At 70.9% G+C, this 15,871-nt stretch carries 10 protein-coding genes and 2 pseudogenes; 3 read left to right on the top strand and 9 right to left on the bottom strand.

The window, feature by feature from the left end:
• Positions 1–81: 81 nt before the first annotated feature.
• Positions 82–1,368, top strand: coding sequence for a phenylacetate--CoA ligase PaaK (gene paaK, locus QFZ67_RS36200; protein WP_307665264.1), 1,287 nt, complete (start codon positions 82–84; stop codon positions 1,366–1,368).
• On the opposite strand, the gene QFZ67_RS36195 is transcribed toward paaK, so the two are convergent.
• Positions 1,355–2,851: an acyl-CoA synthetase gene (locus QFZ67_RS36195; protein ID WP_307665263.1), complete on the bottom strand. Its 1,497-nt coding sequence runs from the start codon at positions 2,849–2,851 to the stop codon at positions 1,355–1,357. The genes paaK and QFZ67_RS36195 overlap by 14 nt on opposite strands.
• Before the next feature lie 85 nt (positions 2,852–2,936).
• Here QFZ67_RS36195 and QFZ67_RS36190 point away from each other — a divergent pair, with 85 nt between their 5' ends.
• Entirely contained in the window at positions 2,937–5,357 is a 2,421-nt protein-coding gene (locus QFZ67_RS36190) for a penicillin acylase family protein (RefSeq protein WP_307665262.1), read from the top strand.
• Here the strand turns inward: QFZ67_RS36190 and QFZ67_RS36185 are convergent.
• The 4 genes and pseudogenes from QFZ67_RS36185 to QFZ67_RS36170 all read right to left on the bottom strand — a co-directional run.
• Positions 5,347–5,598 (bottom strand): annotated as a pseudogene (locus QFZ67_RS36185) (ionic transporter y4hA); the annotation flags it as partial. The gene QFZ67_RS36190 and the pseudogene QFZ67_RS36185 overlap by 11 nt on opposite strands.
• Positions 5,599–5,647: 49 nt before the next feature.
• Positions 5,648–5,695: pseudogene (locus tag QFZ67_RS39225) on the bottom strand (hypothetical protein); the annotation flags it as partial.
• Positions 5,696–5,855: 160 nt separating this feature from the next.
• Positions 5,856–7,433, bottom strand: a complete 1,578-nt coding sequence (locus QFZ67_RS36175; protein WP_307665261.1) for an acyl-CoA synthetase — start codon at positions 7,431–7,433, stop codon at positions 5,856–5,858.
• A complete protein-coding gene (locus QFZ67_RS36170; protein WP_307665260.1) occupies positions 7,430–8,539 on the bottom strand; it encodes a nitronate monooxygenase in 1,110 nt (369 codons plus the stop codon). The genes QFZ67_RS36175 and QFZ67_RS36170 overlap by 4 nt, the downstream gene beginning before the upstream one ends.
• 149 nt (positions 8,540–8,688) lie before the next feature.
• Here QFZ67_RS36170 and QFZ67_RS36165 point away from each other — a divergent pair, with 149 nt between their 5' ends.
• On the top strand, positions 8,689–10,542 hold the full coding sequence (locus QFZ67_RS36165) for a serine hydrolase (protein ID WP_307665259.1): 1,854 nt from the start codon (positions 8,689–8,691) through the stop codon (positions 10,540–10,542).
• An 18-nt stretch (positions 10,543–10,560) separates the two neighbouring features.
• Here QFZ67_RS36165 and QFZ67_RS36160 read toward each other — a convergent pair whose 3' ends face one another.
• The 4 genes from QFZ67_RS36160 to QFZ67_RS36145 all read right to left on the bottom strand — a co-directional run bounded on the left by QFZ67_RS36160 (position 10,561) and on the right by QFZ67_RS36145 (position 15,849).
• The gene (locus QFZ67_RS36160; protein ID WP_307665258.1) at positions 10,561–12,093 is read right to left on the bottom strand and encodes an NAD(P)/FAD-dependent oxidoreductase; all 1,533 of its coding nucleotides are present in this window, start codon (positions 12,091–12,093) and stop codon (positions 10,561–10,563) included.
• Between the two features lie 67 nt (positions 12,094–12,160).
• Complete coding sequence (locus QFZ67_RS36155; protein WP_307665257.1) at positions 12,161–12,676, bottom strand: hypothetical protein; 516 nt, start codon at positions 12,674–12,676, stop codon at positions 12,161–12,163.
• Positions 12,677–12,703: 27 nt separating this feature from the next.
• Entirely contained in the window at positions 12,704–14,935 is a 2,232-nt protein-coding gene (locus QFZ67_RS36150; protein ID WP_307665256.1) for a serine/threonine-protein kinase, read from the bottom strand.
• Entirely contained in the window at positions 14,917–15,849 is a 933-nt protein-coding gene (locus QFZ67_RS36145) for an oxygenase MpaB family protein (protein WP_307666093.1), read from the bottom strand. The genes QFZ67_RS36150 and QFZ67_RS36145 overlap by 19 nt, the downstream gene beginning before the upstream one ends.
• Positions 15,850–15,871: the final 22 nt, after the last annotated feature.

Raw genomic sequence — 15,871 nt, 5'->3', positions numbered from 1 at the left:
GAGACGGGACGGGCTGGATTACTGATCCCGGAACAGCACGACCGAATGATCGGTCGTCCGGTTTGGGACGGGAGTTTCCGTATGACGGGCCTGCTGGACGCGGCGGAGCGGCTCAGCCGCGAGGAGCTCGAGGCGCTGCAGCTGGAGCGACTGCGGGCGAGCTTGCGCCACGCGTACGAGAATGTCGGCTTCTACCGGCAGTCGTTCGACAGGGCGGGTCTGCGCCCCGAGTACTGCCGCACGCTCGCCGATCTCGGCCGCTTCCCCTTCACCGCCAAGGCCGATCTGCGGGACAACTATCCGTTCGGGATGTTCGCGGTGGAGCAGTCCGAGGTGCGGCGGATCCATGCCTCCAGCGGGACCACGGGCCGTCCCACCGTCGTCGGCTACACCGAACGCGATCTGGACACCTGGGCGGACGTGGTGGCCCGTTCGATCCGCGCCGCGGGCGGCCGGCCCGGCCACAAGGTCCATGTGGCGTACGGATACGGGCTGTTCACCGGCGGCCTCGGCGCCCACTACGGCGCGGAACGGCTGGGCTGCACGGTCATCCCCGCCTCCGGCGGCATGACCGCCCGCCAGGTGCAGCTCATCCAGGACTTCCGCCCCGAGATCATCATGGTGACCCCCTCGTACATGCTCACGCTGCTCGACGAGTTCGAACGGCAGGGGGTCGATCCCCGTGCCACCTCCCTCAAGGTCGGCATCTTCGGCGCGGAGCCGTGGACCGAGGAGATGCGGCGCGAGATCGAGGAGCGGTTCGCGATCGACGCCGTCGACATATACGGGCTGTCCGAAGTCATCGGCCCCGGCGTGGCGCAGGAGTTTGTGGAGACCAAGGATGGGCTGCACATCTGGGAGGACCACTTCTATCCGGAGGTCGTCGATCCGTTCACCGGCGAGGTGCTGCCGGACGGCGAGCACGGCGAGCTGGTCTTCACCTCGCTCACCAAGGAGGCCATGCCCGTGATCCGTTACCGGACACGGGACTTGACGCGGCTGCTGCCGGGCACGGCCCGGGTTTTCCGGCGGATGGAGAAGGTGACCGGGCGCAGCGACGACATGGTGATCCTGCGCGGGGTGAATCTCTTCCCGACCCAGATCGAGGAGATCGTGCTGCGTACGCCGCATGTCGCCCCGCACTTCCAGCTGCGGCTGACCCGCGAGGGCCGTCTCGACGCGCTCACCGTACGGGCGGAGGCGCGCGCGGAGGCGACGTCCGAGCAGCGGGAAGCCGCCGCCCGGGCGATCGCGACGGCGGTGAAGGAGGGCATCGGGGTGTCCGTCACGGTCGAGGTGGTGGACCCCGAGACGCTGGAGCGCTCGGTGGGCAAGATCAAACGGATCGTGGACCTCAGGACGAAGTGAAGCGGTCCCTCAGCTCACGCTTGAGGATCTTTCCGCTGGCGTTGCGCGGCAGCTCGTCCACGAACAGGACCCGCTTGGGGGCCTTGAAGCGGGCGAGTTTCTCGCGCGCGTGGTCGATCAGCTCGGCTTCCGTCACCTCACCTCGCGGGACGACGACGGCGGTGACGGCCTCGATCCAGCGGTCGTCCGGCAGGCCGATGACGGCGGTCTCGGCGACGGCGGGATGGAGGTAGAGGGCGTCCTCGACCTGTCGTGAAGCGACCAGCACACCCCCGGAGTTGATGACGTCCTTCACCCGGTCGACGACGGTGAAGTACCCCTCCGCGTCGCGGACGGCGAGGTCGCCGGAGCGGAACCAGCCGTCGCGGAAGGCCTCTTTCGTCTCGGCCGCCTTGTGCCAGTAGCCCTCGCACAACTGCGGTGAGCGGTAGACGACTTCGCCCGCCGTTCCGTCCGGGACCTCGTCACCGTTCTCGTTGACGACCTTCGCCTCCACGAAGAGCACGGGTCGGCCACAGGAGTCCATCCGTCCCTCGTGCTCGTCCGGACCGAGGACGGTAGCCAGCGGACCGATCTCGCTCTGCCCGAAGCAGTTGTAGAAGGCCAGGCCGGGCAGCCGGGCACGCAGTCGCTCCAGTACCGGTACGGGCATGATCGACGCCCCGTAATACGCCTTGCGCAGTCCCCCCAGCTCTCGGGTGGCGAAGTCGGGATGGTTGGACAGCCCGATCCAGACCGTGGGCGGCGCGAAGAGACTGTCCGCCTCCCCCGCCTCCACCAGATCGAAGATCCTCGCCGCGTCCGGCCCGTCGATGATGATGTTCTCCGCGCCGACCGCGAGATAGGGCAGCAGGAACACATGCATCTGCGCCGAGTGGTACAGCGGCAGCGAGTGGATGGGCCGGTCGGACTCGTCGAGATCCAGCGCGGTGATGGCGCTGACGTACTCATGGACGAGGGCTCGATGCGTCATCATCGCGCCTTTGGGCAGTGCGGTGGTGCCGGACGTATAGAGAAACTGCACCACTTCCCGCGCGTCCCGGTCCGGATCGAACGGGCGCGGGGTGCCCAGCGCGGCGAGCAGCGAGTCGTCCGCCTCGCGCAGCGGGCGCACGGTGAAGCCCTCGGGGACCCGGCCCGCGAGATCGGGATCGGCGAGCACCAGCGCGCTGGCCGAGTCCTGAAGGATGTACGCGAGGTCGTCACCGGTGAGGTTCTGATTGACCGGCACATGGACCAGCCCGGCACGCGCGCAGGCGAGGAATGCGATCAGATACACGTCCGAGTTGTGGCCGTAGGTCGCCACCCGGTCGCCGTGCTCCAGGCCGTTCCCGATGAGCTCGGCGGCCGCGGTGGAGACGGCGGAGTCCAGCTCGGCGTAGGTCCAGGCCCGGTCCGCGTACCGTACGGCGGTGCGCTCCGGGGTGCGCCGAGCGCTGCGCCGCACGATTCCGTCGACTGTGCTGCTGCGTACACCTGTCATGGCGCGATCCTGTGCGGCGCCGACCCGACGGTCAAGACCTCGGATACCGAACGGGATGTTGACACCGTCAGCCCCGGCTGACTGCATGGACCAACCAGCTTTCACCGCAGTCCCGTTGGGGGGCACCTTGCTCTTCCGCACCCGCCTGAGACACCTTGCGCTGACCGGCGCGGCGCTCGCCACCGTCGTGGCCGCGCTGCCGCCCGCCGCAGCGGCTGACAGCCGCGACCGTCATCCGTCCGGCGGCAGTCTGTCCGCCGTCATCCGCTACACCGAACATGGAATCCCGCACATCGTCGCCGGCAACTACGCGAGTCTCGGCTTCGGCACCGGCTGGGCGCAGGCCGCCGACCAGGTGTGTGTTCTCGCCGACGGGTTCGTCACGGTGCGCGGCGAGCGCTCGCGCCACTTCGGCCCCGACGCCGCCCCGGACGGATCGCTGTCGTCGGCCACGAAGAACCTGTCCAGCGATCTGTACTTCCGGGGCGTACGCGACGCGGGCACCGTCGAGAAGCTGCTCGCCACCCCCGAACCGGCCGGTCCCGGCCACCGGGTCAAGGAGCTGATGCGCGGCTGGGCGGCCGGCTACAACGCCTGGCTGAAGCAGAACCGCATCACCGATCCTGCCTGCAGGAACGCCGACTGGGTGGGCCCGGTGACCACGGTGGACGTGGCCAGGCGCGGCTTCGCCGTCTCGGTCCTCGGCGGCCAGGGGCGCGGCATCGACGGCATCACCGCGGCGAAACCGCCGGGCACGGCCCCGGTGGGCGCAGCCGACACGGCCGCGACGGCGAAGGCCGCTGGGGAACTGTTCGCATCCGAGAGCGCCGATATGGGCTCCAACGCCGTGGCATTCAGCGGCTCTGCGACCGCGAACGGCCGCGGCCTGCTGCTCGGCAATCCGCACTACCCCTGGCAGGGCGGCCGCCGCTTCTGGCAGTCGCAGCAGACCATACCCGGCGAGCTGAACGTCTCGGGCAGCTCACTGCTCGGCACCGCCGTCGTCAACATCGGCTTCAACGACAAGGTCGCGTGGAGCCACACCGTCGCCACCGGCGTCACGCTCAATCTGCACCAGCTGACGCTGGATCCGGCCGACCCGACCGCGTATCTGGTGGACGGGAAGCCGGAGCGGATGACGAAGCGGACGGTCACCGTGCCGGTCAAGGACGGCGCGCCCGTGACCCGTACACAGTGGTGGACGAGGTACGGCCCGGTCGTCACCGCGCTGGGCCCCACGCTGCCCCTGCCCTGGTCGGCCACGACGGCGTACGCGCTGAACGACCCCAACGCGAGCAATCTGCGCAGCGCCGACACGGCACTCGCCTTCGGCAAGTCCCGCTCCACTCACGACATGCTGCGAGGGCTGCGGCGCACCCAGGGCCTGCCCTGGGTGAACACGATCGCCGCCGACTCGAACGGCCACACGCTCTTCTCCCAGTCGCAGGTGCTGCCGCGGATCACCGACGAGCTGGCACAGCGCTGTTCGCCCCCGCTCGGCAAGGTGATGTATCCGGCGTCGGGTGTCGCCGTGCTCGACGGTTCGCGTGGGGACTGCGCGCTCGGCTCGGACGAGGACGCGGTGCAGCCGGGCATCTTCGGCCCGTCGAAGATGCCGACGCTGAGGGACGCTCCGTATGCGGAGAACTCCAACGACAGCGCCTGGCTGACCAACGCGGACCGGCCGATCACCGGCTACGAGCGGGTCTTCGGCTCCATCGGCACGCCCCGCTCGCTGCGCACCCGCGGCGGCATCGAGGATGTGGCAGCGATGGCGGACGAGGGCCGGCTGACCGTCGCCGATCTGCAGAAGCAGCAGTTCGCGAACCGGGTGCCTGCCGGGGATCTGGCCGCGGCCGACACTGCGAAGGCGTGCGCGGCGCTGCCCGCCAAGAGCGCCGACCTCGCGCAGGCCTGCGACGTACTCGCGAAGTGGGACCGCACCATGAACACCGGCAGTCGCGGCGCCCTGCTTTTCGACCGGTTCTGGCGGGGGCTCACCTCGTCGGTGCCTGCGGCCGAGCTGTGGAAGGTGCCGTTCTCGGCGGCCGATCCGGTGCGCACGCCGAACACGCTCAACACCGCGTCGCCCGGCTTCGCCCGCGCGCTGACGAACGCCGTCGCCGAACTGCGCGCGGCCGGGACCCCGCTGGACGCGCCGCTGGGTGAGCACCAGTTCGTCGTACGGAACGGAAAACGCATCCCCGTCCACGGCGGCACGGAGGCCCTGGGCGTCTGGAACAAGATCGAGCCGGTGTGGAGTCCGGCGGGCGGCTATACGGAGGTGGTGACCGGTTCGAGCCACATCCAGGCGGTCGGCTGGGACGGCGGGCGCTGCCCTGTGGCGCGCACCCTGCTCACATACTCCCAGTCGTCGAACCCCCGCTCCCCGCACTACAGCGACCAGACCGAGCTGTTCTCGGACGAGCGCTGGGTGACGTCGCGGTTCTGCGAGCGGGACATCCTGCGCTCGCCCGAACTGAAGGTGGTGTGGGTCAGGGGCTGAACGAGAGGAAGACGAAAGCGGCGAACAGCGCCAGGTGCACGCCGCTCTGAAGAAGCGTGGCTCGTCCGGGCACCACGGTCAGCGCGCTCACCACGGCGGTGAGCGCGAGCAGCACCATATGAGTGGAGTCCTCCCCCAGGACCAGGGGCCCGGGCAGCCAGACCGAGGAGAGCGCGATGGCCGGGATGGTCAGCCCGATGCTCGCGATGGCGGAGCCGTAGGCCAGGTTGAGGCTGGTCCTGCCGCTCAAGGACCCCCTTCCGGGTCAGGTCGCTCACCATCAGGCTCACGGTGGTCGGGGCGACCTTGAGGCGCTCGGCCAGTTCATTGACGCCCATCGGCCCGTCGAAGAGCAGGTGGGCCAGCAGCGACAGATGCCGGGGCGCGAGCGCCGGCGACTGGGGCTCCTCGGAAATCCGGATCCGCTTCACCCGCCCGACCATGCGCGGCATGAGCAGCAGAGGAGCAGCTGCTGCCCGCGCTGCTCCACTCGGGGGCTCACAGGGCTCGCTCGCGCCCCTCCCAGTAGGGCGCGCGCAGCCGGCGCTTGTAGAGCTTGCCGTTCGGGTCGCGCGGCATGACCTCGATGAAGTCCACCGTCTTGGGGCACTTGTAGCCCGCCAGTCGGCGCTCACAGTGGGCGAGGATCTCGGCCGCCAGCGCAGCCCCCGGCTCTTGGCCTTCAGCCGGCTCGACGACCGCCTTGACCTCCTCGCCCCAGTCCGCGTGCGGAATGCCGAAGGCCGCCGCGTCGGCGACGGCCGGATGGGTGAGCAGGGCCGACTCGATCTCGGCGGGGTAGATGTTGACGCCGCCCGAGATGATCATGTCGATCTTTCGGTCGCGGAGGAAGAGATAGCCGTCCTCGTCGAGGATCCCGAGGTCGCCGACGGTGAAGAAGTCTCCGATGCGGTTCTTCTTCGTCTTGGACTCGTCCTTGTGGTAGCTGAAGCCACCGGTGCTCATCTTCATATAGACGGTGCCCAGTTCGCCGGGCGGGAGCCTGTTGCCGTCGTCGTCGAAGACAGCGAGTTCGCTGATCGGCCAGGCCTTGCCGACGGTGCCGGGCTTCTTCAGCCAGTCCTCCGCGGTCGCGAATGCGCCGCCGCCCTCACTCGCCGCGTAGTACTCCTCGACGCAGCTCCCCCACCAGTCGATCATCGCCCGCTTCACATGGTCGGGGCAGGGGGCAGCGCCATGGATGGCATGTCGCATGGATGAGACGTCGTACCGCTCCTTCACCTCGTCGGGCAGCGCGAGCAGCCGGTGGAACTGCGTCGGCACCATATGCGTGTGTGTGCAGGCGTACGCGTCGATGAGGCGCAGCATCTCCCCCGGCGTCCACTTGTCCATCAGGACCAGCGGGTGCCCGATGTGCAGGGCGGCGCCCGCGAATTGGAGTACGGCGGTGTGGTAGAGCGGCGAGCACACCAGATGGACATTGTCGTCGAACGGCTTGATACCGAAGATGCCGAGGAAGCCGCCGAGGTGGGCCTCCTCGGGGAGCTTGCCGGTCAGCGGGCGGCGGATGCCGCGCGGCCGGCCGGTGGTGCCCGAGGTGTAGTTCATGACCCAGCCGAGCGACCGGTCTGCGGGCACCGACTCAGGCTGTCCGTCGAGGAGTTCGGCATACGGGCGGAAGCCCGGGAGACTGCCCACGGCATAGCGGTGGCCGGCGGGCAGCTGGGCCTCGTCGGCGGCCGCGGTCGCCGCTTCGGCGAACCGTTCGTGCGCGATGAGCACCTTGGCGCCCGAGTCGGCGACGATCCACGCGATCTCGGGGCCGACGAAGTGGTGGTTGACGGGGACGAGATAGAAGCCGGCCTGGGAGGCGGCGAGGTAGGCGGTGAAGAACTCGACGCCGTTGGGCAGGACGACGGCGAACGAGTCGCCCTTCTCGAGACCGGCCGCGCGCAGGCCGTGAACGAGCCTGTTCACGGCCGCGTGCAGCCGTCCGGCAGTCCACTCCTCGCCCTCCGGCGCGATCAGGATCGTACGGTCCGGGTCCGCGGCCGCCTGCGCCCAGAACCCTCCCCCGGAGTCCGTCCGGGGGGACCCCCACGGCCGTTCGGTCATGACTGGCTCCTTCCGGCGATGCGGTTGATACGGTCCACGGCGCGCTCGAAACCGCGGGTCAGCTCGTCGAAGGCGTCCTGCACGCTGCGCTCGGAGTTCATCCGGCCGACGATCTGGCCGACGGGTGTGCCGAGCAGCGGGCCCACTTCGTACTTCTGGATCCGGGAGACGGCGTCGGCGACGAGCAGTCCCTGGAGCGGCATGGGAAGGGTGCCGGGTCCGTTCGGGTCGTCCCAGGCGTCGGTCCACTCGGTACGCAGCTGGCGGGCGGGTTTGCCGGTCAGGGCGCGGGAGCGGACGGTGTCGCCGGAGCCGGCGGCGAGGAGTTTGGCGGTGAGCGCGCGGGAGTGGAGGTCGGCCTCGTGGGTGGTGAGCCAGAGGGATCCGAGCCAGGCGCCCTGCGCGCCGAGGGCGAGTGCGGCGGCGATCTGTTCGCCGCTGCCGATGCCGCCGGCGGCGAGTACGGGCAGGGGGTTCACGGCATCGACGACTTCTGGGGTGAGCACCATGGAGGCGATCTCACCGGTGTGGCCGCCCGCTTCGTAGCCCTGCGCGACGACGATGTCGATGCCGGCTTCGGCGTGGCGCTTGGCGTGTTTGGCGCTTCCGGCCAGGGCCGCGACGAGGACGCCGTGGGCGTGGGCGCGCTGGACGACGTCCGCGGGCGGGGAGCCGAGGGCGTTGGCGAGCAGTCTGATCGGATAGTCGAAGGCGACATCGAGCTGGTTGCGGGCGACCTGCTCCATCCAGCCGGTGATGCGCCAGCCGGAGGCCTCGCCCTCGGGGAGGTCGGGAACGCCGTGCTTGGCGAGTGTGTCCCTGGCGAACTGCCGGTGCCCTTCGGGGATCATCGCCTCGACGTCGGCCTCGGTCACGCCCTCGACCTTCTTGGCGGGCATGACGACATCGAGGCCGTACGCCTTGCCTCCGGTGTGCTCCTGCATCCAGTCCAGGTCACGTTTGAGGTCGTCGGGCGCGGTGTAACGGACCGCGCCGAGCACCCCGAATCCGCCGGCCCGGGTGATGGCGGCGGCCACCGCCGGGAACGGCGTGAAGCCGAAGATGGCGTGCTCGATCCCCAGTCTCTTGCTCAGCTCCGTCTCCATGGGCGGCAGGATGCCGCAGCCCGGCGGACGAGGGAAGAGATTTTCTGATGCAGTGTCAGATTCTTGGGTGGTTGACAGCACCCGGGCACGGCAAGAAAGTTTCACTGCGGTGTCAGATCCCGAAAGATACTTTCAGGAGAGGGTTCCGGATGACAGAGGACGCAGCGGGCAGTGGGATCAGCCGCCGGAGGCTGGGCAGCGGAGTACTGGCGCTGGGCGGTGCGCTCGCGCTGGCGCCCATCCCCTTCGCGGAGGCGGCGTCGGGCTCGGGCTCGGGCTCGGGCTCGGGTTCGGGTTCGGCTTCGGCTTCGGGGTCGGGCAGCGCCTCGGGGGCCGGCAGCGGATCCGGGCGGCCGACTCTGCGGCGCGGCTCCGCCGAGCGAGCCGGGCTGATCCCCGGCCATCTGGACCAACTCGTCACCGACGCGAAGAGGTTCCTCGCACCCTCCCCCAAACACCCGTGGTACGCGGGAGCTGTGCTGCTCGCGGGGCGCGGCGGCACCGTGGCGCTGCACCGACCCATCGGCAAGGCCGTGCGCTACGCGGCGTACGACGAGAAGACGGACACCGGCGTGGAGTTCCCGGCCTACCGGCAGATCTCGATGGCCGAGGACACCGTCTTCGATCTGGCGTCGGTCTCCAAGCTGTTCACCTCGATCCTCGCCGTGCAGCAGATCGAGCGGGGCACGCTGGAGCTTCAGGCCACCGTAGCCTCCTACCTCCCGGACTTCGGGGGCGCGGGCAAGCAGGACATCACCGTGCGCCAGCTGCTGACCCACACTTCCGGGTTCCGCGCCTGGATTCCGCTGTACAAGGAGCCGACGCGGGAGGGGAAGCTCCGGCTGCTGTGGAACGAGGCCCCGGCCAGCACTCCCGGCACCAAGTACCTCTACTCCGACCTCAATCTGATCTCGCTGCAGCTGATCCTGGAGGAGATCACCGGTCGCTCTCTGGATGTGCTGCTCCGGAGCGAGATCACTGCTCCGCTCGGGATGCACCGCACTCTCTTCAACCCGCCCGCCTCCTGGAAGCCGACGATCGCCGCCACCGAGGACGCCCGGCTGCCCTGGTCGGGCCTGGACCGCGGACTGGTCTGGGGCGAGGTGCACGACGAGAACGCGTACAGTTTCGGCGGCGTCGCGGGCCACGCCGGTGTCTTCTCCTGTGCCTGGGACCTCGCGATCCTCGCCCGTACCCTCCTCAACGGCGGTGTCTACGGACAGTCCCGCATCCTGCGCCCGGCGTCCGTGGAGCAGATGTTCACCGACTTCAACACCGCCTTCCCCGGCGACGAACACGGCCTCGGCTTCGAGCTCTACCAGCACTGGTACATGGGGGCGATGGCCACACCCCGCACCGCGGGCCACACCGGCTTCACCGGCACCAGCCTGGTCCTCGACCCGAGCACCGACTCCTTCCTGATCGTGCTCGGCAACTCCGTCCACCCGGTGCGCAGTTGGCGCTCCGGAAGCGCCCCGCGCGTCGCCGCCGCCAACAACATGGCCCGCGCGGTCCCCGTCCGGCCCGCGCACGGACGGACTGCCTGGTTCTCCGGCATGGCCGGCTCCACATCCGCCACGCTCACCCTGCCCGCGCTCGCGCTCGCCTCGCAGCAGGCGCGGCTGCGGTGCCGGCTGTGGTGGGACACCGAGCCGGGTTCGGACGCCCTGTTCCTGGAGGCGTCGGCGGACGACGGGACGACCTGGAGGGCGGTGCCGTTCACCACCGTACGGGGGCCGGCTGAGCCGCAGCCGCACCCGGCGGGGTCGGTGACCGGCTGGTCGGGGCGTGTCTGGCAGCTGCTGACCGCCGATCTCTCGGCGTGGTGCGGCGCGAAGGTGCAACTGCGCTGGCGGTATGCGACCGACCAGCTCTATGTGGGCCGCGGGGTGTATGTGGACGGCCTGCGGGTCGAGGACCGCGGACGTCCGGTCTTCGACGAGGCCAGCCCCGGGGACGCCGCCCTGATCGAGGTCAACGGCTGGACGGCGTCCCGGGACTGACTCCCCGTCAGTGACAGCTCACCGGCCGAGCGCCGCCATCGCGGCGTTGTGTCCCGGCACCCCGCTGACCCCGCCGCCGCGGACGGCGCCCGCCCCGCACAGCAGCACATTGGCGTGCGCCGTCTCGACGCCCCACCGGCCCGTGGACTCGGCTGCGTAAGGGAAGGCGAGATCGCGGTGGAAGATATGGCCGCCCGGCAGCCGCAGCTCCCGTTCGAGATCGAGCGGCGTCTTTGCCTCGATGCAGGGCTCGTCGTGCTCGTCGAGCGCGAGGCAGTCGGCGATCGGCTCGTCCAGATGGGCGTCCAGCTCGGCGAGGGTGGCGGCCAGGAGTTCGGTGCGCGCCGCGTCGTTGTCGGCGGCGAAGAGGCGGGCCGGGGTGTGCAGTCCGAAGAGGGTCAGCGTCTGGTAGCCCTGCGCCGCCAGCTCCGGACCGAGGATCGACGGGTCGGTCAGCGAGTGGCAGTAGATCTCGGACGGCGGCGCGCTGGGCAGCTTCCCCTCGACTGCCTCCCGGTACGCGGTCGCCAACTGCCCGTATCCCTCGGAGACATGGAACGTCCCGGAGAACGCGTCGCGCGGGTCGACGGCGCGGTCGCGCAGCCGCGGCAGCCGGCGCAGCAGCATATTGACCTTGAGCTGGGCGCCCTCCGCGGGAGCGGGGGGCTCCTCGCCGAACAGTGCGGCCAGTTCCTGGGGCGAGGCGTTCACCAGCACCTGACGGGCCGCGACTGTGCCCTCCGCGCCCTCCGAGCGGAAGGTGACCTCGGACCGCTCGCCGTCGGTCTCGATCCGGGTCGCCTCGTGCAGCACCAAGATCTCCGCGCCCGCGTCCCGCGCAGCCGCCGCCAGTGCGTCGGTCAGCGCGCCCATGCCGCCCACCGGCACGTCCCAGTCCCCCGTGCCGCCGCCGATCACGTGGTACAGGAAGCACCGGTTCTGGATCAGCGACGGGTCATGGGCGTCGGCGAAGGTGCCGATCAGGGCGTCGGTCAGCACCACGCCGCGTACGAGATCGTCGGCGAACCGCTTCTCGATCGCCACGCCGATCGGCTCTTCGAAGAGCGTCCGCCACGCCGTCTCGTCGTCGATGCGCGCGCGCAGCGCCTCGCGGGTCGGCAGCGGCTCGGTGAGCGTCGGGAAGACCCGCTCGGCGACCCGGCCCGTCATCCCGTAGAACTCCTGCCAGGACGCGTACTCCCGGTCCCCGCCGGTGAGACGGGCGAACGACTCCCGGGTGCCGTTGCCGCCGACGAGGAGGCCGCCGGCGCCCTTGGGGGTGTAGGAGGAGACGGTGCGTTTGCGGACGGCGAAGTTCAGGCCGAGGTCGCGCACGATCTTGTCCGGGAGCAGCGACACGAGATACGAGTAGCGGGAGAGCCGGGCGTCGACCCCGTCGAAGGGGCGGGTGGAGACGGCGGCTCCCCCGGTGTTTCCACGGCGCTCCAGGACGAGGACGGAACGTCCGGCACGGGCGAGGTAGGCGGCGGCGACCAGGCCGTTGTGGCCGCCGCCGACGATCACGACGTCGTACGAAGTGGATGCGGGCATGGCTCTTCGTAGCACGAGGTGATCGCGTAGGCCAGGGCGGCACTGCGTCCGGGGCGGCTGCCGCCGGTCAGGGGTCGGGGTGCGCCCCGAGGACGTCGGCGAGGTCCCGTCGGCTCACCGTGTGGTCGGGCGGCGGGGCCGCGCCGTAGCGCAGGTCTCCCCGCGCCGTGGGTTCCCAGGCGGGCAGGGTGCGCGTGGCGTCGCGGGCGATGACCTCGGCGACCTCGAGCATCTGGTGCTCGTGCCCGTGCTGGAGCCGGTAGTCGATCGTGAGGGAAACGGACCCGCCGCGGACCAGGACCCCGGCGTCCACAAGACGTCGTCGAACTCCCCTGCGAGGTCGAGGGGTTCGCCGTGCGCCGGGTCGGTGTATGGCGGTGCCCGCGATGGTGACCCAGTGGTCGAAGAGCTCGGCGTCGGTGACGCGCCAGCGTAAGAAGGCGCCGGGCGGCGGCTCGGGACGGGGCGGAGAGAAGGCGTCGGGCTGCCCGTGCGGGCCGGGCGGGGCGAAGGCGGCGGGCTTCCCTTCGCTGCCCGGCTCGATGAAGGCACCGGGTCTCTCCTCGGGACCGGCCTCGTCCATGTCCTTCACCCCCCGTCCGCCGCCTCGTCAGCTTCTGTGCGCGACCCGCTGCTGCCGCAGCGCCGCCACCCGCCGGTACAGCTCCACCGCCTCGGCGTGCCTGCCGAGCTGCTCCAGGCAGTGCGCTTCGTCGTTGCGGCTGGCCAGCGCGTCGGGGTGGTCCATGCCGAGCACGCGCTCACGGGCCTCGGCGACCTGGCCGTAGACGGCCAGCGCGTCCGCCCAGCGGCCCAGCCAGCCGAGGCCCACGGCCACTTCCCGGCGGCTGACGAGGGTGTCGGGATGGTCGGCGCCGAGCACCCGCTCGCGCAGGGCGCACACGTCGCGCGCCTCGGCGAGGGCCTCCTCCCAGCGGGCGAGCCGGCCGAGATTCACCCCGAGGCCGTGGCGGGCGCGCAGCGTCTCGGGGTCGTCGGGCCCGTGGACGCGGGTGCGGTCGTCGACCAGGTCGCGGTACAGCTCCAGGGCCTCCGCGCTGCGGCCGAGCCGGCCGAGGCTGATGCCGACCTCGTAGCGGGCGGCGAGGGTGTCGGGGTGGTCTGCGCCCAGTGCCCGGGCGCGGGCGACGGCCACTTCCCGGTAGGTCTGCAGCGCCTCGGTCCAGCGCCCCAACTGGCCGAGCGCGTAGGCGACTTCGTACCGCGACACCAGGGTGTCGGGGTGCTCGGCGCCGAGCACCCGGGCGCGCGCGGCCACGACGTCGTACGCCATCCGGTAGGAGTCCTCGAGCCGTCCCAGTCTGCTGAGGTTGAAGGCGAGGTTGTGCCGGCAGCGCAGGGTGTCGGGGTGGTCATGGCCCACGGTGCGCTCGCGGGAGTCCAGGACCGCGGCATACACCTCGTGGGCCTCGAAGTGCCGTCCGAGCTGGCCGAGGACGTACGCCATCTCCTGGCGGGCGGCGAGCGTCTCGGGGTGGTCGGCGCCCATGGTCCGCTCGCGCCCGTCCGCGACCCGGCCGAACTCCCGCAGGGCGTCGGCGGCGCGCCCGGTCCTGCTCAGCGTGAAGCCGACCTCGTAGCGGCTGGCGAGGGTGTCCGGGTGGTCGGGGCCCAGGGCGTGCTCGCGCTCGGCGGCGACCGCGCGGTGCACTTCGCCCGCCTCCTCCCAGCGGCCGAGCCGGCCGAGGCTGAGGCCCGCGTTGTGACGGCTGGCGAGGACGGCGAGCAGCTCGGGCGGCGGCGTGGGGCGCTCGGGCCTGGCCCGGGGCGGCGGGAGCGGGCCGCCGCGCGGATCGGTATGCGTGGTCCACTCGCCGGTCAGCCCCGCGGTGTGGTCGGGCAGGGCGGGCCTCAGCAGGGAGGTGCCGGTCGCCTTGTGGCCGGTGGTCATGCCGCGGGTCCAGGACGGCAGCCGCGGCTCGCGCGAGGGCGGCTGCTCGGGGCGGGGCCCGGGCGCGATGGAGTGCGCCGGGCGCGCGGCGGCGCCCATCCGGCGGCGCAGCTCCTTGGCGTCGGTGGGCCGTGCCTCGGGGGTCTTGGCGAGCAGGTCGAGGACGACCTGCTGGAAGTACTCGGGGATCTCGGACCGGTGGGTGCGAAGCGGCTGCGGCGCGGTGTCCCGGTGGCCGACGAGCACCGCCCAGGCGTCGTCGTGGTCGAAGGGCGGGACGCCGGTGGCGATCTCGTACAGCACACAGCCCAGTGAGTACAGATCGCTGCGATGGTCGACATGGCTGCCGCTGATCTGCTCGGGCGACATGTAGTGCGGGGTGCCCATGGCGATTCCGGTGCCGGTGAGCCGGGAGGTGAAGCCGATGTCCGCGCCGAGGCGGGCGATGCCGAAGTCGCAGATCTTCACCGCGCCGTCGGTGAGCCGCATGATGTTGGCGGGCTTCAAGTCGCGGTGGACGATGCCCTGTTCATGGGTGTAGGCGAGGGCGTCGGCGATCTGCTCGGCGATGTCGACGACATCGGGCACCGGCAGCGGATGGTGTTTGTTCTCCTCCAGCAGCTGGCTGAGATTGCGGCCCTCCAGCAGCTCCATGACGAGGTAGAGCACGCCCTCGTACTCGCCGAAGTCGTGGACGACTGTCACCCCGCGGTGCTGGAGTGCCGCGGCGACCCGCGCCTCTCGTCTGAAACGCTCCCGCAGCACCCGGGTGAAGTTCTGGTCGTGCTGGGGTCCCAGCGGCTTGAGGCACTTGACCGCGACGCGCCGTCCGAGGGACTCGTCGCGAGCCTGCCACACCTCGCCCATGCCCCCGCGCCCTATGACGTCGAGCAGCCGGTAGCGGCCTTGGATCAGCCTGGATTCCGCCATCGCGTGCTGTCGCCCCCGTCGCTAAGCTGCGCCCTCCCCGGCCCGTCCAGTATGGCCTCCTGTCTGCGCAGTTTGTACGGCGCCGGGCGGGCGCCGGGGCCTAGTCGCGCCATCGCTTTCAAGATGTGACCTGGCGGCAGTTGCCAGCGCAGACGGGAGGGAATGCAGCGCAGCAGGTTGCCTGTGGCGATGAGCTGATGCGTGACACGTTCAGGGGCGGGGGCGGGTCTGCCGTACAACTCATGGGCGTAAGGGGGCAGTGCGTCGTACGCGAGTGCGGCCACGCGCCGCCACAGCAGTTCGCGCGCCGGGACGAGCAGAGGGTTGATCGGCGGCCGCTGCAGAAAGTCGTCGACGTCGTGTGCCTCGGGGCCGGCGGCGAGCTCGGGACGCACCTGCTCGAAGTAGGCGGCGAGCTCCCCGGCGGATCCGGGTACCTCGGCCGGGTCGAGGCCGACCAGGCGTGCGCCTTCGCGCTGCTCGTCGAGGTAGCGGTCGGCCTGGGCGTCGGTGAGCGGGATACCGGAGCGGCGTGCGACGTCGAGGTACGAGCCGACCTCGGCGCAGTGGACCCACAGCAGCAGCTCCGGCTCGTCGACGCCGTAGCGTTCGCCCGTTGCGGGGTCGGTGACCCCGAGGTGGGTGTGGATGCGGCGGACCCGGGCGCCCGCCCGCTCGGCAGCCGCGGCGGTGCCGTAGGTGATGGTGCCGACGAAGTTCGCGGTGCGCATGAGCCGGCCCCAGGCATCCTTCCGGAAGTCGCTGTTCTGCATGACGCCGCGGACGGCGCGGGGGTGCAGCGCCTGGAGGTACAGCGCGCGCACCCCGGCGACCCACATCATCGGATCTCCGTGCATCTGCCAGGTCACTGAGTCCGGCCCGAAGAGCCCCGGGTCCGGGTCCAGGCCGCTCATGCCCGGCACGTGCGACTCCTTG

The organism is Streptomyces sp. V1I1 (assembly GCF_030817355.1).
Lineage (GTDB): Bacteria > Actinomycetota > Actinomycetes > Streptomycetales > Streptomycetaceae > Streptomyces.
This window is presented reverse-complemented; position numbering and strand designations above follow the sequence as displayed.